General features: G+C 67.7%; 18 protein-coding genes. 15 read left to right on the plus strand and 3 right to left on the minus strand.

The features are described 5' to 3' along the window. Window positions 1–97: 97 nt before the first annotated feature. The gene (locus C8271_RS01505) at window positions 98–1,024 is read left to right on the plus strand and encodes a class II glutamine amidotransferase (RefSeq protein ID WP_106505825.1); all 927 of its coding nucleotides are present in this window, start codon (window positions 98–100) and stop codon (window positions 1,022–1,024) included. Between the two features lie 6 nt (window positions 1,025–1,030). On the opposite strand, the gene C8271_RS01510 is transcribed toward C8271_RS01505, so the two are convergent. From C8271_RS01510 to C8271_RS01520, 3 genes are read right to left on the minus strand one after another with little or no spacing between them, the layout of a single operon-like run. Then, window positions 1,031–2,239, minus strand: a complete 1,209-nt coding sequence (locus tag C8271_RS01510) for an ABC transporter permease (RefSeq protein ID WP_106505826.1) — start codon at window positions 2,237–2,239, stop codon at window positions 1,031–1,033. Continuing rightward, the gene (locus tag C8271_RS01515) at window positions 2,236–3,087 is read right to left on the minus strand and encodes an ABC transporter ATP-binding protein (protein ID WP_106505827.1); all 852 of its coding nucleotides are present in this window, start codon (window positions 3,085–3,087) and stop codon (window positions 2,236–2,238) included. Before C8271_RS01515 ends, C8271_RS01510 begins: the two co-directional genes overlap by 4 nt. Continuing rightward, window positions 3,081–4,166: an efflux RND transporter periplasmic adaptor subunit gene (locus C8271_RS01520; RefSeq protein ID WP_106505828.1), complete on the minus strand. Its 1,086-nt coding sequence runs from the start codon at window positions 4,164–4,166 to the stop codon at window positions 3,081–3,083. The genes C8271_RS01515 and C8271_RS01520 overlap by 7 nt, the downstream gene beginning before the upstream one ends. A 212-nt stretch (window positions 4,167–4,378) precedes the next feature. On the opposite strand from C8271_RS01520, the gene C8271_RS01525 reads away from it, so the two are divergent. The 14 genes from C8271_RS01525 to C8271_RS01590 all read left to right on the plus strand — a co-directional run bounded on the left by C8271_RS01525 (window position 4,379) and on the right by C8271_RS01590 (window position 20,885). Then, window positions 4,379–5,383, plus strand: coding sequence for a serine hydrolase domain-containing protein (locus C8271_RS01525; protein WP_106505829.1), 1,005 nt, complete (start codon window positions 4,379–4,381; stop codon window positions 5,381–5,383). A 226-nt stretch (window positions 5,384–5,609) separates the two neighbouring features. After that, window positions 5,610–7,295 carry a tyrosine-protein kinase domain-containing protein gene (locus C8271_RS01530; protein WP_245920727.1) on the plus strand — a complete coding sequence of 562 codons (1,686 nt, stop codon included), beginning with the start codon at window positions 5,610–5,612 and terminating at the stop codon, window positions 7,293–7,295. Then, window positions 7,295–8,224, plus strand: a complete 930-nt coding sequence (locus C8271_RS01535) for a glycosyltransferase family 2 protein (RefSeq protein WP_106507792.1) — start codon at window positions 7,295–7,297, stop codon at window positions 8,222–8,224. The genes C8271_RS01530 and C8271_RS01535 overlap by 1 nt, the downstream gene beginning before the upstream one ends. Next, window positions 8,221–9,234, plus strand: a complete 1,014-nt coding sequence (locus tag C8271_RS01540; protein WP_106505830.1) for a CgeB family protein — start codon at window positions 8,221–8,223, stop codon at window positions 9,232–9,234. The genes C8271_RS01535 and C8271_RS01540 overlap by 4 nt, the downstream gene beginning before the upstream one ends. After that, a complete protein-coding gene (locus C8271_RS01545; protein WP_106505831.1) occupies window positions 9,225–10,307 on the plus strand; it encodes a hypothetical protein in 1,083 nt (360 codons plus the stop codon). The genes C8271_RS01540 and C8271_RS01545 overlap by 10 nt, the downstream gene beginning before the upstream one ends. Further along, a complete protein-coding gene (locus tag C8271_RS01550; protein WP_106505832.1) occupies window positions 10,304–11,005 on the plus strand; it encodes an acylneuraminate cytidylyltransferase family protein in 702 nt (233 codons plus the stop codon). Before C8271_RS01545 ends, C8271_RS01550 begins: the two co-directional genes overlap by 4 nt. Further along, window positions 11,002–13,254: an N-acetylneuraminate synthase family protein gene (locus C8271_RS01555; RefSeq protein ID WP_106505833.1), complete on the plus strand. Its 2,253-nt coding sequence runs from the start codon at window positions 11,002–11,004 to the stop codon at window positions 13,252–13,254. Before C8271_RS01550 ends, C8271_RS01555 begins: the two co-directional genes overlap by 4 nt. Further along, window positions 13,245–14,354, plus strand: coding sequence for a glycosyltransferase family 4 protein (locus C8271_RS01560; RefSeq protein ID WP_106505834.1), 1,110 nt, complete (start codon window positions 13,245–13,247; stop codon window positions 14,352–14,354). The genes C8271_RS01555 and C8271_RS01560 overlap by 10 nt, the downstream gene beginning before the upstream one ends. Then, window positions 14,351–15,625 (plus strand): ABC transporter permease, encoded by a 1,275-nt coding sequence (locus C8271_RS01565; protein WP_138774500.1) that lies wholly within the window; start codon window positions 14,351–14,353, stop codon window positions 15,623–15,625. The genes C8271_RS01560 and C8271_RS01565 overlap by 4 nt, the downstream gene beginning before the upstream one ends. After that, window positions 15,622–16,722, plus strand: a complete 1,101-nt coding sequence (locus tag C8271_RS01570; protein ID WP_106505836.1) for a glycosyltransferase family 4 protein — start codon at window positions 15,622–15,624, stop codon at window positions 16,720–16,722. Before C8271_RS01565 ends, C8271_RS01570 begins: the two co-directional genes overlap by 4 nt. After that, the gene (locus C8271_RS01575; RefSeq protein WP_106505837.1) at window positions 16,719–17,645 is read left to right on the plus strand and encodes a glycosyltransferase family 2 protein; all 927 of its coding nucleotides are present in this window, start codon (window positions 16,719–16,721) and stop codon (window positions 17,643–17,645) included. Before C8271_RS01570 ends, C8271_RS01575 begins: the two co-directional genes overlap by 4 nt. Next, window positions 17,642–18,577 carry a glycosyltransferase family 2 protein gene (locus C8271_RS14040; protein WP_245920729.1) on the plus strand — a complete coding sequence of 312 codons (936 nt, stop codon included), beginning with the start codon at window positions 17,642–17,644 and terminating at the stop codon, window positions 18,575–18,577. The genes C8271_RS01575 and C8271_RS14040 overlap by 4 nt, the downstream gene beginning before the upstream one ends. Window positions 18,578–18,579: 2 nt before the next feature. Continuing rightward, window positions 18,580–19,710: a glycosyltransferase gene (locus C8271_RS01585; protein WP_245920731.1), complete on the plus strand. Its 1,131-nt coding sequence runs from the start codon at window positions 18,580–18,582 to the stop codon at window positions 19,708–19,710. Beyond that, window positions 19,707–20,885, plus strand: a complete 1,179-nt coding sequence (locus C8271_RS01590; protein WP_106505840.1) for a glycosyltransferase family 4 protein — start codon at window positions 19,707–19,709, stop codon at window positions 20,883–20,885. Before C8271_RS01585 ends, C8271_RS01590 begins: the two co-directional genes overlap by 4 nt. Window positions 20,886–20,919: the final 34 nt, after the last annotated feature.

The following is a 20,919-nucleotide window of genomic DNA, read 5'->3' on the forward strand; positions in this document are numbered from 1 at the left end:
TACCCAGGAACGCGCCGCGGCACAGGAACCGACCACCATCTGCACCGTGATCCACGGAACTGCGCACCGCTGTGACCAGGTCTAGAGTGCTGGAATCATGTGCCGACTGTTCGCTCTCCACGCTGACCGCCCTGTGACCGCTGACCTCTGGCTGCTCGAGGCGCCGTACTCCCTCGTGCAGCAGTCGCGCTTCAACGCCGACGGCACGGGGCTGGGCTGGGTGGATGAGCAGGGCCAGGCGCAGGTGCTGAAACGGCCCGTCGCTGCTTACCGGTCCGAACGCTTCTCGCAGCTCGCCGCGACGCTCCGTTCCCGCGTGATGATCGCTCATGTGCGATTGTCCTCCGGCACCGTGCACACCGTGGAGAACACGCACCCGTTCCTGCAGGACGGCATCATCACCGCTCACAACGGCGTTCTCGAGGTCACCGACGCGATGCGCCGTCGTGTCACCGAGCTCGGCGCTGCCCGGCTGATCCACGGCTCCACCGACTCTGAGTGGATGTCTGCTCTGGTCACGGCGGAAACCGAGCGGTGCGGCTCGCTGCGCGACGGTGTCGCAGCGGCGCTGGAATGGATCGGTCAGAACGTGCCGGTGTATTCGGTGAACCTGCTGGCTGCTCGCGGTGAGGAGTTGGTGGCGGTGCGTCTGCCCGCGAAGAACGAGCTGTGGGTGCTCGACCGTCGAGCCAGCAACGGGGACGGTGGCGCCGGCGAGGGCAGGCACGAGCTGGAGCAGTCCTCCTCCTCACTGCGCGCCCGCTCCGCAGACCTCGCCGACGTCGGATCTGTGGTGATCGCCTCCGAGCCGATGGATGATGACTCAGACTGGCGCCTCATGGACTCCGGCGAGATGCTGCACCTGGACGGCGAGGGCCACCTGGAGCGTTCCTTCCCCTTCGGCCAGCTCGCGAAACCACTGGACATCGAGGATCTGGGGCTGTCGGCCGCTGCCTCGCAGGCACACGCCGCGCAGGCGCGCGCCCACGAAGCACGTCGCGCCGCGCTCGCCGCCCGGCGCTGAGACCGTTCAGCTGCGGATCGCGTCGATCACCTTGATACGGGTGGCGACGATCGCGGGCAGCGCCCCCGCGAGGATGCCCACCAGGGTCGCCGCACCCATCCCGACCAGCACCGCGCTCATCGGGAAGGGCGGTGCCTCCACGAGCCCCGCCTTCTCGAACTGTTCGATGATGATCGGCAGCCGCAGCAGTGCCACGGCGAGTGTCACGCCGATGGCGCCGGCGATCACGGTGGCGACCACGGACTCCATCATCACGCCCACGAAGATGCGTGCGCCGGTGGCCCCGTAGGAGCGTCGGATGCCGATCTCGCGGATCCGGTAGCGCATGGAGACCAGGGAGATGTTCACCAGGCCCATGGCGCCGAGGATCAGCACGAGCCCGGCGATGCCCGCGATGGCGTAGGAGAGGTAGTCGATGATGTCGGCCTCACCGGCCCAGTCCATGGTGTTCTGGATGCTGACGTCGCCGTCCGGTCCGGGATCGAGCGCGGCCGCCAAGTGGTCGGCCACAGCGAAGGAGTCCTCCGGCGGCACCCAGGCGCTGATCTGCTGGACCTCCGGGGCGCCCTCGGCGCCGGGCAGGCCGCTCGCGGTCTCGAACAGCACCATCGCCTCCATACCCTGAGGCGGCCCGAAGATGCCAGGCACGTCCTTGACCACGCCGATGATCACGGCGCGGGCGGTCTCCGTGGTGCCTTCGGGGCCGTGCAGGCTCACCGGGACCCCGTTCCCGAGCGGAGGGGAGCCGATCTCCTCGTACATGCTCTGGTTGACGACCAGCGCCGGGGCGAGCCGATCTTCGTCCGCGGCGGTGAACCATCGGCCCTCCAGCAGCTTCACGCGGTACATGTCGGCGTAGGCCGGGTCCACGGCCTGCACGGGCAGTGCCCGCACGCCGGTGGACATCTGCACGCGGGTCGAGGTCTCCGAGGACCGGGTCCAGTGTGTGACCTGCAGGGTCTCGAACTCGTCGATGACCTGGGCGGTGTCGTTCGTCCCATCGGCGCGGTGGACAGCGACCTGGATCACGCCGGCTCGTCCGCTCTGTGCCTCGGTCATCTGCTCGAAGGTGGCCTTGAACAGGGACCCGGCGCCCAGCACCGCGGTGAGGGCGAACACGGAGAAACCGACACCGATCAGTGCGAGCATGATGCGGTTCTTGTTCACGCGCAGCTCGCCGTAGGCCTCGACGATCGAGGCGATCAGGCCGGTCATGCGATCACCTCCGTGGGCGGTTCCTGGCCGGGATGCGGTGCGTGCGACGCGCCCTGAGCGCCGTGGCGGACACCCGGGCCGGCCTCCGCCACGCGGGCGCGGCCGGCGCGGATCCCGGCTGTCGCTGCGAGGGCGCCGCGGGCCTGGTCGGTCTCCTCCAGCGGCGTGAGCACGCCGGTGTCCAGCAGGTAGGCGCGGTCCGAGAGCGCGGCGACCTGCAGGTCGTGGGTGATGGTGACCAGGGCCGCTTCCGATTCGCGGGCGATCTCGTCCAGCAGCGACATGACGGCTTCACCGGTGGTGACGTCGAGGGCCCCGGTGGGCTCGTCGGCGAGGATCAGGCGCGGGCGGCGCACCAGGGCGCGGGCCACGGCGACGCGCTGCTGCTCGCCGCCGGAGAGACGGTTCGGTGTCTGGTCGGCACGGGCGGACAGACCCACCCGTTCGAGCATCTCCATGGCGGCGCGCCGACGGTTTCGGAACTGGGCGGCGGTGCCGTACAGCATCGGCATCATCACGTTCTCCAGGGCACTGCGGCCATCGAGCAGGTTGAACTGCTGGAAGACGAAGCCGATGCCGGCGCCGCGCAGGCGCGCCCGGCGGCGGTCGGAGAGCCGTCGTACGTCGAGGCCGTCGAACAGCAGCTCCCCGCTGGTCTGGCGGTCGATCAGACCGAGCTGATTCAACAGCGTGGTCTTGCCGGAGCCGGACCGGCCGACGATGGCGATGTGGTCGCCGGCATGCACGTCACAGGTGACGCCTCTGAGGATGTGCAGTTCGGATCCGTCGGGCAGCCTGACCGAGCGGGTCAGATCCTGCAGCTGCAGGAGCGGGGCGCTCGTCACCACGCCTCCACTCCGTCGGTGCCCCCGTCATTCGGGTCGGTGACGCCGGGGGCCACCTCGAGAATCTCCTGGCCTTCCTCGAGTCCACTGATGACCTCGATCAGCTCGCCGTCGCGCAGTCCGAGCTCGACCGGGATCTCGGTGGGCTCGCCGCCGTCGGCCGACGGGGCGTACACCGTGGCGGACTTCCCCTCACCGATCACAGCGGTGGTGGGGACGGCGAGCACACCGTCGCGAGAGCCGAGGTTGATGGTGATGGGAGCCTTGAGCCCGGGCACGACGCGCACGTCCTCGGGCACGGGGCAGCGCAGCGAGGCCCGCGAGGTCTCGCCGGCTCCGGGGAGCGGCTCGCCCCACTCGTCGTACGCGCCCTCGGGGACAGCGGGGGTGGCATCCTCATCGTCCTCGGTGTTCTCGGAGATCGACGGATCCTGGCAGGTGATCGGTTTCTCGGACGTGGGCAGCTCCGCGGTGGCCTCGATCGTCGTCTCCAGCAGCTGCAGCTGCTGCTCCGGGGTGAGGGAGGCGCTGATCGAGTAGGTGCCGGGGGACAGCGTGGCGACGGTGTCGCCGGTGTTGAGCTGCTGGCCCTCGGTGACCTCGAGGCCCGAGATGATGCCACTGCTGCTGGCACGCAGTGTGAAGTAGTGGTACGTGGGTCCGCTGGGAGCTGGCGCCGCGGCGTCGTCGCCGCCCGCGCCGTCGGCGCCCGCCTCGCCGTCGACGCTTGGGACAGGCGCCTCGATGATCTCCGGCTCCGCCTCGACCTTCACCTGCAGGATCCGGTCGCCCTCGTCGACGACGTCTCCATCCTTCCGCCAGATCTTGTTGACCTCACCGGTCTTCGTGGCGCGCAGCGGGGTGCCGGGATCGGGTTCCACTGTTCCGTCGAGTTTGAGAGTGGAGGAGAGGTTCACCTTTTCGACGGTGGTGACCTGGCCTTCGATGACGGCGACGCCTGGCTGCGCCGTGGGGCCTTCCTCCTCGCTGGTGAAGAAGGCGATCTTCACCAGCGCCGCGGCGATCACAGCGGCGACCAGGAGCCAGAGCGTGGGCAGGACGATGCGGCGGAGCACGGTCATGGCGGCCTTTCGGATGGCGTGAGGTGCACAGCGCAGTGCACAGGCCCGGGACGGGCCGAGGCACTATTTCACACCTGCCCAGGTCCCCGTGGCATCCGACAAAAGTCGTGTTCGTTCCGCGGGACCAGGACCGACAACGTCGAGGACGTCGACACCGACCGCAGAGTCTCGCTCGTCCCGCAGGACGGGGGAGTACCGCATAGGCTCGGAATATGGCTGTCACTGCTTCGACTCCCGACCCGACCGAGGACACGACGCCTGCGGCGACCACGGAGATCTCTGCGACACCCTCGGATCGCAACCAGGTGCCTGACGAGCTGCTGCTGACAGGGCTGCGCCAGCGGATCCTGGAGCGCCGCCTCGGGGTGCGCGCCATCCACGTGCATCGTGAGGGGCGCCGTGAGGTCTCCCACCGCTTCGTGGACGATACGATCGAGAACCTCTACTCGGTCTCCAAGACCGTGACTGCGCTCGCCGTCGGCATCGCCGCCCAGGAGGGGCTGCTCACGGTCGAGGATCATGTTCTGGACCACCTGCCGGCTCCGTCGGGCGGGGCCGGTGCCGGCTGGGATCGGGTCCGGATCCATCACCTGCTGACCATGACCTCGGGTTCCCCGATCACGGTGTTCCTCGATGAGCAGCGCGAGCATCCGGACCTCACGGCGCTGATCCTCGGCACCGATCTGGTGCGCGAACCAGGGAAGGCCTTCGAATACTCGAACGGATCCATCTACCTCCTGTCGCGGATCATCCATGAGCATGTCGGGCAGTCGATGCGTGACTGGCTGATGCCGCGCCTGTTCGAGCCGCTCGGAATCCTCAACCCGCAGTGGTTCACGGATCGCTGCGGCATCACCTGGGGCGCCACCGGGTTGAACCTCAAGAGCGGTCAGATCGCCCGTATCGGCCGTCTCTTGCTGGATCGCGGCTCGTGGGAGGGCCGCGAACTCGTGCCCGGCACCTGGGTTGATCGGATGCACGCCGATGACACCTGGGTGTCCACAGGCGACCGGGTCGAACCCGAGAGCGCTCGCTATGGCTACGGCGTGTGGGATTGCAGCATTGACGGCGCCTGGCGGGCCGACGGTGCCTACGGGCAGATGCTGCTCGTGCTGCCTGAGCAGCGGGCGATGGTGGCGATCACCTCGCACCTGGAGGGCCGCCCCGGCGCGGACATCATCCGGGCCGTGTGGGAGGAGCTGCTGCCGTTGCTGTGAGCGCGGGTGGACGGTCATCCGTGCTCAGAGCGTGTCGGGTCGTGCTCGGCGAAGCGCTGTTGTGAGCGAGGGCGCGGCGCAGGAGAGCTACTGTCGGCTTCCGGACCGCCGCCGGGTCGCATTGGACGTCACAGGCTTGCGATGCGGGTGATCCCGATGGAAAGTCGTGAGAACGCCCCGGGATCCGTGCAGGTCGCCTGCTGGTACTAGCTGGGCGGTGCGTAGGATGAACGAGTCCGTCTCTGCCGAGGTGAATGGTGCCCGTGTGACCATTGAAGAGTTTCTGCGGTTTCTGCTGCGCAATGCCCTCCTGCTGGTGGTAGCGATCCTGGTTGGCGCTGCCGCCGGCTACGGCTATTCACATACGAAGCCTGAAGTTTTCGAGGCATCGGCGCTGGGCTATGTCTCCGCGAGCGGAGAAACGGACCCGGACGGCAATGCGATCACGCAGGCCAGCTCGAACATGCAGTTCCAGTACAACAAGGCGCAGTCGTATCTTCCACTGTTCAACACCCGCGCCGTCGGCCAGAACATTGTGGATTCCACCGGCCTGCCGATCAGCCCCGATGCTGCTGCAGCCTCGCTCCGCGCTTCCTTGGACCCCAACGCCCCGATCATCACGGTGACTGCCACCGCTGGCACCTCTCAACAGGCTCAGCAACTGGCCAACGCTGCCGTGGAGGCAGTCGCCCAGGAGGCTGAACGCCTCGAGACGGGCGGCAATGATGCGGCGCAGGCACAGGTGGTTCTTGTGCCGTATCAGACCGCTAATGCTCCGAGTGCACCGATTGCGCCGGACCGACGGAAGTTCCTCGCGATCGGCGCGGTGGCTGGTCTGGCCATCGCGCTCTCCATCGCGTGGCTGCGCGCCCGCAACGATTCCCGCATCCGTACGGTGAATGACCTTGAGCGTGCTACCGGCATTCCTGTGCTGGGCGTGCTTCCCGCCGGGAAGGATCTCGGGAGGAACAAGGGGACCGGCGTGCTCGTGCAACCCTGCGAGTTCCGTACCCGGGAGGCGCTGCGTAAGCTGCGCACCAACCTGCGTTTTGTGGATGTCGATAACCCTCCACGCTCTGTCGTGGTCACCAGCTCCGTGCCCGCAGAGGGCAAGTCCACCGTGGCGGCGAATCTGGCACGCGTGATCGCCGCGTCTGGGCAACGCACCTTGCTGATTGACGCCGACATGCGTCGTCCCGTGCTTGCCGCCGCCATGGAGGTGGATGACGCAGTGGGCCTGTCCCAGCTGCTCGTCGGCAGCGTGAGCGCGCAGGAGGCGCTGCAGCGTGTCGAGGCTACGCGGCTGTGGGTGCTGCCAGCAGGGCAGATCCCGCCGAATCCGTCAGAACTGCTCGGGTCACGTCGCATGCATGACCTCGTGGCGGAGCTGAGTGAGAGGTTCTTCGTGATCATCGACGCTCCGCCGGTGTTGGCGGTGACCGATGCGCAACTGCTCTCCCGCCACACCGACGGCGCGATTCTCGTGTCGGTTCCGGGAAGGACGCGCGCCGAGGGCATCCGTAAGGCCGTCGACTCGGTGCAGGGCGTCGGCTCCACGGTGTACGGGCTGGTCATGAACCGTGTAAGCACCGGCCGTTTGAAGCGCATAGCTTACGGCGATGCCGAGTATGGCTACTCCTCGTACGGTAGCTACACCTATGGGGCCAGCAAGGGATACGCCTACGCGGTCGTCGAGCCAGACACCGATGCTGAGGTGCTGCCCGATGCGCCCGTCGAGGCCGCACACGAACCGCTCGGGGAGGCGCACGGAGAGCAGGCCTCTTCAACTGCTGGGTCCCGTCCGGATGGGCATGCTGCTCCTATCGCCTCGACGAGCCCCAGCTCGGCATCTGACGCACCCCGTCGGCGTCGAGCGAAACGGGCTGCGATGCCGAACGACAGCGAGTCGTGATGCTTGCTCTCGCTGTCATCATCCCGGTGCACGGAGCGATTGATCCGGTTCTCCCCCTGCTGGAGGCCCTGATCGGCCCCGACGTAGCACAGGAGGATCGTCCCGCACAGGTGATCGTCGTCGATGATGCCAGCCCGTGTCGCGTTCCAGCCGATGCCCTGCCGCGCGGTGTCGATCTGGTGCGGCGTGAGCACAATGGCGGCTTCGGGGCTGCGGTCAACACAGGGTTGCACGCCGCGGCCTTCCCCCAGGCACTGGTTCTGAACTCCGACCTGATCATCCCCCGCGGGTTCGCGCGTACCCTGCTCGAGCACGGCGCGCCCTGGCAGCCAGCGGTGGTCGGCTGTCGTGCCGGCACCCCGGACGGGACCAGCGGCTGCAGCGCGCGTTTCACGCCGAGGATCTCTCACCAGGTTGTGGAATGGCTGGTCCCGTTGGCATCGCAGCATCACCGGCCGGTGATCCAACGCGCTATGGGGAACGACGTCGACTCCGACGCCGCCACCGGAGTCGTTCCTGTGGACTGGGTCTCCGGGGCCGTGATGCTGCTGCCCGTCGCGGAAGTACTGGCCATCGGCGGCTTCGACGAGGGGTACTTCATGTACACCGAAGAAGTTGATCTGCAGCTGCGCCTGCGTCGGGTAGGAGTGCCGACGCTGCTCGATGCCGACGTGGTTGCGGTGCACGAGGGAGGCGGCTCGTCGGGCGGTGAGGCGCGTCGGCGCCTTTGGCTCGTTGGCGCACGCATGCGCTACGCCCGCAAGCACCAGAATGTGCATCTGTTGCGTGCTGGCCTGCTCAGTGCGTCTGTCGTGAACATCGTGTGGAACACGGGCCGCCGGCTCTTCGGCCGTGACGTGAATCCCGTAGCGGTGTTCCGCGAGGAGACCACACTGATCCTCACCGCCGGCAAGGAACTGCCCCGATGACCGCCGCCACCAGACTGCTCCTGATCTCGCCCACCTTCCACGGGTACTGGCGATCGATCGAGGATGCCTTCGCGCGCCGCGGCTACGAGACCAGCACGATCCGATACGACGCATACGACACGGCTGTGGACAAGCTGCGGCTGAAGGCCACTGTGGAGCTGCCGGAGAAGCTCGGGCGGGGCGCTGCCCGCAGGGCGGCGGAGACGCGTCGGCTCACCGATCGAGTGATCGAGGCACTGCGCACCGTGCAGCCCGACAGGGTCGTGGTGATCAAGGGGGATGCACTCGACCACCGTTTCTGGGACGCGCTCGGTAACACTCCACGGATCCTCTGGCTGTACGACGATCTGCACCGCCACGACTACACGCTGGACTTCCTCCGGCATGTGGGGCCCATCGTGGACTATGCCCGCTCCGAGACCGATCGCCTCGCCGCCGAGGGCGTCGACGCGCATTTCGTGGCGAACGCCTTCGATCCACATCGGGTGTCCCCGCCCACCCGCCGCACCGGCGAGGTCGTCTTCATCGGCTCCGGCTACGCGAACCGGTACGAGATCCTCAGCGAGCTCGCGGCGCGCGGTCTTCCTGTGCACGCCTGGGGGAGGGATTTCTCCCGCCACCCGGTGGACCGGCTGCGCACCTTCTCATGGAAGCGGCCTGCTTTGGCGGCGTCACGCGAGGTCCCGCTGGACCGTGCCTACGAGATCCACGCCGAAGGGGCGGCGGCCGTGGCGATCCACGGTCGTCAGGAGGGACACGCGATGCGCACCTTCGAGATCCCTGGGATGGGTGGCGTGCAGCTTGTGGACCGTGAGGACGTCGATCAGTTCTACGACGTCGGCATCGAGGTCGCTCTCTGGCGCGACGTCGATGAGTTGGAGGAGCTGGCCCGGCGTGCGGTCGAGGACCCCGTCTGGGGAGACCGCATGCGAGAGGCCGGGCGGGCGCGCACGCTTGCGGAGCACACATTCGATCACCGGATCGCGGAGGTGGATGCCCTGTGGCACTGATCCATGCGACGAGTCTCGAGCGCTGGCAGGACTGGCAGCGTTCCCGTCATCCGCTGCGTCGTGCCAAGCACAGCACGCTGGATGCGGTGCGCCGTCTACGAGGCCGTCACGAGCATGAGCCGGAGCGCTACGCGCTGCACTCCGTGGACGGGGAGGGGAAGGAGCGAATCCTCATCGCGGTGGACTCCGTGTCCCCGACGTCCCGGGCGAGCCTGCTCACGGCGCTGCCGTACCTGCGCAGCGGCGTGGACATCCTCGCCCCCGCAGACGTCGAGTTGCCGGAGCTTGCGGGTCGAAAGGCCGCGCGCACCGAGCTCGCCGATGCCGAGGCGCTGACGGGACGAGGCATCAGAGCGATCACCTCTCTCGGCTGGCATCTCGGTGCGGGGCGTTTGGCGCATGACTGGGCCGCGAGCCACGGGATCGCCTCCACGATCGTGCAGCATGGCGCCCTGACCCCGTACGCACCGCCGCTACCGCCAGAGTCCACCCTGTTCGCGTGGACCATGGAGGATGGCAACTTCTACCGTTCGAGCCGCCGCGACGTCGACGTGCGCGTGATCGGCTCGCAGCTGCTCTGGCAGGCGTCCCGGGAGGATGTGCGGGCAGGTGCCACGGCGAGTGCGCAGGAGCACCCGGATGAGGACCGGTTGGTGTTCCTGGGGCAGATGCACGGCGCGGAGCTGCCGCGCCGCATCACCGCCGGTGCGGCCATCGATCTGTGCCGGAAGGAAGGCGCTCTATACCGACCCCATCCGATGGAGACCGACGTCGTCTCTCGCACGACCCACCGGGCGATGCAACGGGCCGGCATCGAGTTTCAGGACTCCTCGATCCCGCTGGCCACTATGTCCAACCCGGTGGTGGCGGTGTTCTCCACCGGCGTGCTGGAGGCCGCGGTGCGCGGCGTCCCCGCTTGGGTCCACGCCCCGAAGGCGCCCGTGTGGGTGGAGGAGTTCTGGGATCGCTATCGGATGTCCCGCTTCGGCGGCTCCGAGCCGACCCGCGGACCCGAAATCGGCGCCGACGAGCCGGCCCGACTCCTCGCCCAGCATCTGGAAGGTGTCGCATGACCGCTCTCGCTCTGATCCCCGCCCGAGGCGGGTCCAAGGGGATCCCCCGTAAGAACCTGCTGCCCGTCGGTGGCCGCCCGCTCATGACCTGGACCATCGCTCAGGCTCTGGATGCGGGGGAGGACGTCATCGTCGCCGTCTCGACGGAGGACGCCGAGATCGCGGAGGTTGCCCGCGCTCACGGGGCTCGCGTCATCGACCGCCCCGTCGAGCTCGCAGCGGACACCGCCCCCACCGAGCCGACGATCCTGCACGCCATGGACGTGATCGAGGCCGAGGGCGTGGAGCTCGACGCGGTGCTGCTGCTGCAGGCCACCTCGCCTGTACGCAAGCCAGACACCATCCGTCGGGCACTCGCCCAGTTCCGGGCAGGCACCGCGGACTGCCTGGTCGGCGTGGTCCCGAACTCTCCGTTCTACTGGCACCTGCCCGAGGGCGTCGGCGAGTCAGCCAGGGCTGACTATGACGTCACCGCACGGCCCCGCCGCCAGGAGCTCACGCCCCACCAGATGCACTACTTCGAAAACGGGTCGCTCTACGTGACGGCTCCCCACATCTACCGCACGTGCAAGAACCGAATCGGCGGACGCGTCGACCTGTTCGTGCTCGACGAGATGGAGGGCGTGGACATCGACACGCTCACCGATGTCGCCGCAGCTGAGAGCATGCTCGCCCGCATGGGATGGAGGACGTCATGATCTTCGAACGGGCCATCTCCCCGTACACGATCGACACCGAGGCGTCCGTGCTCGAGGCGCTCGGACGGATCAACGACAATCGAGCCCGTGTCGTCTTCGCCGTCGACACCCACGGCGTCGTCCAGGGTGCCCTCACCGATGGCGATGTGCGCCGCTGGCTGGTCGCGCAGACCGCCCCGGACCTGTCCCGGCCCGTCGCGGAAGCACTGAACTCGTCGATCGTCTCCGTGCGCGAGGGCACCCCGGTGGATCGCATCACCGCTATGTTCCGTCCCGGTGTGGACCGTATTCCCGTGGTCGATGACCGCGGGCGGCTCACCGCGATCGCGAGCCCCGGCGACCACACCCTCACCATCGGGCGCCACACCATCGGCGCAGGCCATCCCGCCTATCTGATCGGTGAGATCGGCAACAACCACCAGGGCGACGTCGAGCTCGCCAAAACCCTCGTCGATCACTGCAAGGCGGCCGGGGTCTCCGCCGTGAAGTTCCAGCTGCGCGAGATGAGCGCCCTGTACCGCTCCGGCTCCGGCACCTCCAGCGAGGGTGAGGACCTAGGCCCGCAGTACACGATGAACCTGCTGGCCAAGTACTCCCTCGGTGTCGAGGACATGTACCGGGTGTTCGACCACTGCGCGGACGTCGACCTTGACGTGCTGTGCACGCCGTGGGACATCCCCTCGGCCGACGCCCTGCAGCGCTACGGCATCCCCGGCTACAAGATCGCCTCCGCAGACCTCACCAACCATGAGCTCCTTGCCCATGTGGCCGACTTCGGTGCCCCAATGATCGTCTCCACCGGCATGAGCACCGAGCAGGAGATCACCACCTCAGTGTCGGTGCTGCGCGAGCACGGCGCCGCTTTCGCCCTGCTGCAGACCCAGTCCACGTACCCCGCGCCCTTCAAGGACGTGAACCTGAAGTACATGGACCGGCTCGCCGAGCTCGGCGACTGCCTCGTGGGCTACTCGGGCCATGAGCGCGGCTGGCATGTGCCGGTCGCGGCGGTCGCGCGCGGAGCGAGCATCATCGAGAAGCACGTGACCATCGACAAGACCCTCGAAGGCAACGACCACAAGGTGTCGCTGACCCCCGGCGAGTTGACCGCCATGGTCCAGCAGATCCGGGACGTCGAGGAAGCGCTCGGCTCCGACACCGCCCGCGAAATCTCCACCGGCGAGCTCATGAACCGCGTGAACCTCGCCAAATCACTGGTGGCCGCCCGCGATCTGCGCCAGGGACAGGTCGTCACAGATGCCGACATCGAGGTGAAGTCCCCCGGTCGCGGCCTGCAGCCCGACCGCCGGCCAGAGCTCGTGGGTATCACCCTCGCCCGTGACGTGGCTGCTGGTGACTTCTTCTATCCCGGCGACCTCGCCGGACGCACCGACACCAGCCACCAGTACAGCTTCCATCGCCCCTGGGGCCTGCCGGTCCGCTTCCACGACTTCCGCTCCCTGCTGGAGGCCGCTGAGCCGGACTTCCTGGAATTCCACCAGTCCTATAAAGACATGGATCTCAGCCCCGGTGACTTCTTCCAGCCGGGGGAGCGCCTACCCCAGTTCTTCACCATCCACGCGCCAGACCTGTACGCCGGGGACTTCCTCATCGACCTGGCCTCCCCGGACGACGCGATCTGGGAGCGCTCCATCCGCGAGGTGCAGCGGGTGATCGACCAGGCCCACCAGCTGCGCGAGCACTTCACCTGTGAGCAGGACCCGATCGTCATCGTCACCATGGGCGGGTTTTTGCCCGATCGCCACGTGGCCCGCGAGGAGCGGTACCCGATGTACGAGCGGATCCAGAAGGGTCTGGAGCGGATCGATGAGTCCGGCGTGCGGCTGACCGCCCAGACCCTGCCGCCGTTCCCGTGGCTGATGGGCGGGCAGCAGTTCCACAATCTGTTCATGGACCCCGAGGACACGGTCTGGTTCTGCGAGAACCACGGCCGTCGCCTCACCTTCGACGTCTCCCACACGAAGCTCGCGGCGAACTTCGCGCAGCGTCCCTTCAGCGAGTACATCGACGCGATGGGCCCGTACACCGAGCACCTGCACGTCGTGGATTCGGTGGGCGTGGACGGCGAGGGCGTCCAGGTGGGGGAGGGCGAGGTGGACTTCCGTGACCTGGCCGAGCGCATGGACCGACTCGCCCCGAACGCCCCGTTCATTCCGGAGATCTGGATGGGGCACGTGAACAACGGCGAGGGCTTCTTCACGGCCCTGGATCGGCTGCAGGAATGGTTCTGAGCAGCTCCGCGGGCACCCCGGCCGCAGGCGAGGAGGGCCTCGCCCTGTGGTGCTCTCCCGTGGCAGACCTCGGTGGGGTCGCCCGGCACATCCTGGACGTGCTCACCGCTGGCGTGCCCGGGTGGCGGATCATGCTGGTCTGCCCCGACGGGCCGCTCGCACAGCGGGCGCGCGACCTGGGTGCCGCGGTCATGACCGCTCGGGTCTCACCGGCCGACGGGGCACGCTGCGCCGTCCGGGAGCTGCGCCGCATCCTGCAGCGGCTCCGCCCCGACCTGCTGCACACCCATCTCGCCTTCGCTGATCTGGTCGGCGTGGCCGCCGTTGCCGGCTTGCGTTCCGGGCAAGGGCAGAGGATCCGGTTTGTCTCGACCGAGCATGGGATCGCAGGGGCACAGGGCTACTACCAGTCCTCGCGTGCTGCGGCGGTGATGAAAACGGGCGCGCATCGTGCCCGCCTGCACCGCACGGACGCGGTCATCGCCGTCTCCGATTCCACTCGCGAACAGATCCGTACCCAGTGGGGGAGCGGCGCGCCAATCACCGTAGTACGCAATGGCGTGGTGGTTCCCGCCGAGGCAGAGCGCACGCCGGGGCTGCGGGTGCTGTCTCTGTCGCGCCTCGCGCCAGAGAAGCGGATCGACCGGCTCATAAAAGCCTTCGCACGGGTGGCAGCGGAACACCCAGAGGCACGCCTCACGATCGCCGGCACCGGACCCGAGGAGCAGACACTGCGATCCCTCGTAGCCGCATCAGGCCTACAGAGCATGGTGGAATTCCCCGGATACGTTGAGGCCGCCTCGGCGTTGGCATCGCATGACGTTCTCGTCCAGCTCTCGGACTGGGAGAACCTCTCCTACACGCTGCTGGACGCCGTCGCCCACGGGCTCGGCGTGGTTGCCACCGACGTGGGCGGGAACGCGGAGATCCTGCCCTCCCGCTGCCTGGTGGACGGGGCGGATCCGCACGCCGTTGCCACAGCGATCACCAGGCAAGGTCTCGAGATTTCCGTGCGACCAGATCGTGCGGAGTCTCGCCTCGGCCCGGTCGCTGAGATGTGCTCGGGCATTGCCCACGTGTACTCGGGGGTGTTCCGATGAGCATGACGAGCACGCCCCGTGGCATGGGCATCGAGCACCGCATCGGCGAGGGGATCCGTCAGGATCTGCGGCAGAGCGTGCAGGCGGTCGGGTCGATCCGCATCCCGGAGTTCCTGCTGTTCTTCCTGCTGGTGACGCATTCTGTGCTGCCGATCCCCTCCATCGGGTTCCCGATCGCGAATCTGCTCATGGTGGCGGCCGTCGGTCTCGCGCTGCTGCGCCGCCCGACCCACTCACTGGAGCGCGTGGAGTGGATCATCCCGGTGATGGTCCTGGGACTGTTCTATGTGTGTGCCCTATCGATGTTCGCTGAACCCACCGAGTTCGCCGCCGACTGGCAAGGCCGGGCGCTTCGCATCGCCGTGACGTTCGTGTTCGCTCTGGTGATCGGTTCGGGCCGGATCTGCCTGCGCTCAGGCCTTCTTGGATACACCGCGGCACTGATCCTCAACGTGCCCCTCTTCCTTGCAGGTCTGCTTCCCGCCCCGTATGGGCAGTACCTCACCGGATTCATCGGCGACAAGAACGTGGCGGGCATGGTCTACTGCATCGTCGGGCTGCTGGTGCTTGCGGTGGTGCAGCGTCGCTGGCCGCAGATCGCGCTGGTGGTTTTCTTCACCTCAGCCCTGTGGCTCACCGGGTCGCGCACGTCCCTGGCGGCGTTTGGTGCTGGCCTGGTGTGGATCCTGATTTCGCCACGGCTGCCGGTGCTCGGCAAATGGCTACTCGGCGCGGGGATCTACTTCGTGGTGGAGCTCCTGTCCGAGGACTATTCGCGGATCGGCACGTTCTCCGATCGCGAGGGGTCGGACCTGCTGCGTTCCCGTATCGATGCTGCGGCGGAGATCCGCGTGCGCGAGGCAGGGTTTTTCGGTGAGGGCCTAGGAGAGGCGTATGTGGTCTTCCCCGATGATCCGCTGAAGTCGTGGTTCTTTCACAACTCGTACTGGTCGGCCTTGGTGGAAGGCGGCTGGCCGTGGCTCATGGTTGCGCTGCTGTTGACCGTTCTTGTGGCCCTGCGTCCGTTCTCGCAGCAGCTCTCCCGTGAGGAGATGATCACCCAGGCCGCAGGGATTGCCCTGCTCGTGTGCGCGACGCGTCTGGGTGAAGTGTTCTTCACGATCAGCTGGGCCCTCGTGCTCGGAGCAGCGATCCGCTTTGGTCCGCAGGCTGGTGGTGGGGGCACTGCGCCCAGCGGGCGGAAACAAAATAGCCTGAACCGTGGTCGGAACAGATCCGCACCTGAAGCCGCTGCGGCGAGGTGGCGATGACGAACAGTCGAGAGCGAACCGTGACCCCACCCCGGATCGCCATCGCCACGAACAACGGCGATATCGGCGGAGGTGAGGTCATGCTTCTGAACATCGCCGGGGCGCTGCGCGAACTCGGCATGCGCGTCCTTGTGGTGGGGCCGCGGGAACCTGGGGACCTTGTGGCCGAAGCCGCCGCTCGTGGATTCGACGTCGAGATCCTCCCAGCATCTGGCCGTCTCCAGTGGATGCTCGCTCTGCGCGCGTGGCGTCGGCGGAATCGCCGGGTGCCGCTGTGGTGCAACGGTCTGGTCCCGTCTGCCGCCACCTCGTTGCTCGGGCCTCGGCTGGTGCATCTGCACATCATTCCGACGGGGACCCATGCGATCCTCGCGGCGCTGGCACGTATCGGTGCACGACGCACGATCGTGATCTCCCGTTTCATGGCGAGCAGGGTCCGCGGCCGCACCATGGTGCTGGAGAACTGGACCGAGGAGATCCCCTTCGTTCCCCACGAGATGCCGACGAGCGGAGAGGTGCGTATCGGGTTCCTCGGTCGCCTCACGCGCGACAAGGGCGTGGACGTTCTCGCTGAGGCCATCACCGCGCTCGACCTGGGGCAGGGACGGAGTGCTCGGCTGGTGCTCGCTGGGGAGAACAGGTTCGGGACCACTGAGGACGACCGGATCATCGCGCAGGCACTGGCGCCGTTGGGCGATGCCGTCGAGCACCTCGGATGGGTCAGCCGCGAGGATCTCTTCTCCTCAGTGGACGTGGCGGTGTTCCCCTCGACATGGGACGAACCCTTCGGCCTGGTGGCCGCCGAGGCCATGGCCGCTGGAGTGCCGTTCGTGATCTCCGACGCTGGCGGCCTCGTCGAGGTGGCCGGGCTCGAGCATCCGTGGATCGCGCGCCGTGGTGATGCTGAAGATCTCGCCAGAGTTCTGAAGACGGTGATCGGGTCGTCGTCGGAGGCGAGGGACCGCGCCTCGAAACACGCGAGAGGGCGATGGGAATGCCTCTTCTCCCCGAGAGCCGGTGCTGAGCGGGTGAGGCGGGCTCTTCTGGCCCTTCCCCGCGAGGCAGGCCATGAGGACCGACGGATGGAAACACTATGAGCGCCGTTGACCTCAGCGTCGTGATCCCTGCATGGAATGCGGAGAAGACGCTCTCCGCACAGCTGGATGCCCTCGCTGAGCAGAGGAGCGGGATCACCTGGGAAGTCATCATCGCGGACAACGGGTCTCGGGACGGCACGAGGGCACTGGTCGAGCATCGAGCTGCGGAGTTCCCAGTACCTCTACGCGTGGTCGACGCGTCAGAAAGACGCGGCGCTGCTCACGCCAGGAACCGTGGCGTTTCTGAGGCACGTGGGGAAACCATCGCTTTCTGCGACGCCGATGATCGAGTCGGCGAGGGGTGGATCCACGCGGCACACTGTGCGGTGCAGGATCTTGACGTTGCAGGCGGAACGCTGAGAGAGCTGCGGGATCCCTTCGACCCCAAGGCGCCCTCTGTCGGCTACGGGGCCTTCACGAGGACTGCAGCTGGAGGCTTCGGTGTGCTCACCTGCAACATGGTGATACGCCGCGAGACGTTCCTGGATGTCGAAGGATTCAGCACGCAGTTGCCCGCATACGGTGGCGAGGATTCGGAGTTTTCGCTGAGGCTGGGCAAGAGCGGCGCGCGAGTCGGCCTAGCTCCCGCGATGGTCGTGTTCTTCCGGTCGACGACGGACGTCCGCACCGCGCTGCGCAAGGTCTATCTCGGATCGAAGGCCGAGGTGATCATCTGGCGAATGCATCCGGATCTGTTCCCGGTCCAGCAGTCGCGGACCATCCTGCTGCGGGAAGCACTCGGGCTTCCTATCGCCGCTGCGCAGACCTGGAGCAGGCGAGGCAAGCGTCCGGCAGCCAGACTGCTGGTGCGCTTCGCCGCGCATCTGTCGATGTTTCCGCGATGGAAACGTCATGTCCCGGAACCGCCGGGTTCCAAATCAGACCCCTCGCCGAGAGCTCCGGGAAAGCAGGAGAAGGCATGACCACACCGATCGCTTCCCTGATCATCCCGAGCTATCGCGGTGCAGCGCGCCTTCCGGCTCTTCTCGACTCTCTCGCCGCCCAGGAGAACGCCCCCGCCTTCGAGGTGATCGTGGTCATCGACGGCGTCGACGACGGCTCAGTCACCCTGCTCGAGAACGAGACCCGGCTCGATATGAAGCCGATCGTGTTCCCCAAGAACCGCGGGCGCGTTGCCGCCTTGAACGCGGGTTTCGAAGCGTCTCGCGGCGAGATCCTGATCCGCTGCGACGATGATCTCGTCCCCGCACCCAACTACATCGCCCAGCATGTTCGCGCACATCAGGGCAGGGAGGTCGCAGTCATCGGCCTCTACCGCAATGTCTACGACCCCACCCCCTACGCCGAGGCGTACGGAGTGGCGATGGACGCAGTGTTCCGCGCGGACGCGTATCGGACTTCCCCCGAGCTCATCTGGCGTTACTGGGCGGGAAACTGCTCGGTCACGCGGAGCACGTGGGAGACCGTCGGGCTCTACGATGCGCAGTACCGGCTGTACGGCTGGGAGGATATCGACTACGGATACAGGATCCACGAAGCGGGCGTGCCAGTGATCCTTGACCCGTCCTTGGAGACAACCCATCGAGTCGCAGCGGTGACGACGCAGGAACGGACGCGTCGCGCCGCGCACGCGGCGTCCGCACGACGTATCTTCGAGACGAAGCACCCTGATCATCCGCTTCCCAATGCCGTTCCTGGGGACGGGCTGTGGAATCTGTTGGTCCGAGCCAGCGCGAAGACAGTTGCGCGATGGCCCGCACGCCTCGGAGCTTCCGTGGACCGGATCCTCCCACTCGTCCCCAAACCTGTCGGGACGAAGCTCGTTGCTCTGGCCGTCGAGTCCTCAGCGGTCGGCGGATACACGAGGACGTCATCAGCGAAGGAGGTGTTCTGACGGTGAAGATCGCCATCGCCCACGACTACCTCACCCAGCGCGGGGGAGCGGAGCGCCTGGTGCTCTCGATCTGCCGAGCCTTTCCGGACGCGGAGGTCCACACCCTCTTTTACGAGCCCGATCAGACCTACCCCGAATACCGGGACATGAAGATTCGCACGAGCCCGCTGAACCGTATCGGGATCTTCCGCAGGGATCCGCGGCTTGCACTGCCTCTGCTCGCCTTCTTCGCCTCGCGGATGAGGATCGACGCAGACGTCGTGGTCGCCTCCTCCTCCGGATGGGCGCACGCCTTCCCGGCCAGTGGGCGGAAGATCGTCTACTGCCACTCGCCCGCCCGCTGGCTGTACCTGCCCGAGGACTATCTCGGCGAGGCGAAGCCCTGGGATCCCAAGCGTCTCGCGCTCACCGTGCTCACCCCGCTCCTGAAGCGTTGGGACCAGCGTGCCGCCCGCACCGCCGACCAGTACCTCGCAAACTCCTCCGTGGTGCGCGAGCGGATCCGGCGGGTCTACGGGATCGACGCTCCGACCCTGTTCCCGCCGTTCAGCCCCGACGTCGCCGAGGGCCAGCAGGAGCCGATTTCGGAGCTCGCCGGCTGGGCGGGGGACGACGGCACCGACGCCGGCCACTACCTGGTCGTCTCCCGCCTGCAGCCCTACAAGCATGTGGACCGCGTCATCGAGGCGTTCCGCTCCATGCCCGACAAGCGCCTGCTCGTGATCGGCAAGGGCCCCGAGCGGGACCGCCTGCACGCGATCGCGCCGGCCAACGTGCGCCTCGTCGAAGGCCTCAAGGACGCGCAGATGCGCTGGGCCTACGGGCACGCCCGAGCGCTCATCGCCGCGAGCCACGAGGACTTCGGCCTCACCCCCCTCGAGGCCGGCGCGCACGGCGTGCCGGTCGTGGCGCTCCGCGCCGGGGGCTACCTCGACACCATCCGCGAAGGCCTGAACGGGGTGTTTTTCGAGGCTGCCGAGCCGGGGGCGATCGCTGATGCGGTACGGGCGCTCGACGGCGCCGCGCTCAAGGGCGCGGGGATCCGCGTGCACGCAGCGGCGTTCGCGGAGGGCCGCTTCATCGAGGCGATCCGAAATCGTGCCGGACTCGCGGGCACGGGAGATATGTCGTGAACCGCCTGAGGATTGCGGTCGTCGCCGCGGGGGATCCGGCAGACCCCCGCGTCTGGTCCGGCACTCCGCGAGGAGTCTTCGACGGCGTGCGTGCGCTCGGGCATGAAGCAGTCGCCGTCGATGCCCTCCCCGCAAGAGGCAGGAGCGCCCGAACACGTGCGCGCATCGCAGCGAAGCGCTGGCTCGGCGGCGGCCCTCGGCTCCGGCCGCGCACCGCGATGGCAGCGGCGTACTTCGGGGAGGAGTGGGGCCAGGCGCTCGCCGCAACTGCTCGCGATCGCATGCGCGACGAACGATTCGACGCGATCCTGCAGCCGTCGGACGGCTGGATCACCCCGGACGGCGACGTCGCGATGTTCATCGACATGACCTCGCACCAGGACATCGCGGTGCGGGAGTTCGGGACGGGCGGCATCGCGGACCCGCGCATCGACGCGAGCCGCGAGAGGGGCGCGATGGATGCATATGCGCAGGCTGCCGCGGTATGCGCCGCGACGCCGTGGGCAGCGCGCTCCGTGATCGAGGACTACGGGATCGACTCGGCGAAGGTCCACGCCGTCGGCATCGGGGGCGGCGGGCTCCCGATGGGGGAAGCGCTCGACCGGGACTGGGCCGCGCCCCGCTTCCTCTTCGTCGGCACGCAGTGGGTGCGGAAGAACGGGCCGACGGTGCTCGAGGCCTTCCGACGTGTCCGGGAGCGTCATCGCGAGGCTGAGCTCCACCTCGTCGGCGACCACCCCGACCTGACCGAGGCCGGCGTCATCCCGCACGGCTTCCTTCGGAAGAACGATGCGCAGGCGCAGCAACGGCTCCGCGACCTCTATGCCGACGCGACATGCCTGGTCGTCCCCGGGCGATTCGAGGCGGCGGGGATCGTCTATCTCGAAGCCGCGGCGGCGGGGATCCCTTCGATCTGCGCGACCGTTGGCGGCGCCCCCGACTTCGTGGGTCAGTACGGCCGCAGCGTCGCACCGGGAGACCCTGACGCGCTCTCCACGGCGATGCTCGAGCTCTGCGACCCCGAACTCGCCCGGACGCTCGGCACCGCCGCGAAGAGACGCGCGCCCGAGTTCACGTGGGAGCGAGTCGTGCAAAGGATGCTCGTCGCGCTTGGCCACGGGGACGGGAAGACCGAGCCGCACTGGACCAGCGCGAGAGGTGTTGATGAACGATGACGGAGCCACAGCCTGTTGCACGCACGGCCGAAGA

This window comes from Brachybacterium timonense (assembly GCF_900258505.1).
Taxonomy (GTDB): Bacteria; Actinomycetota; Actinomycetes; order Actinomycetales; family Dermabacteraceae; genus Brachybacterium; species Brachybacterium timonense.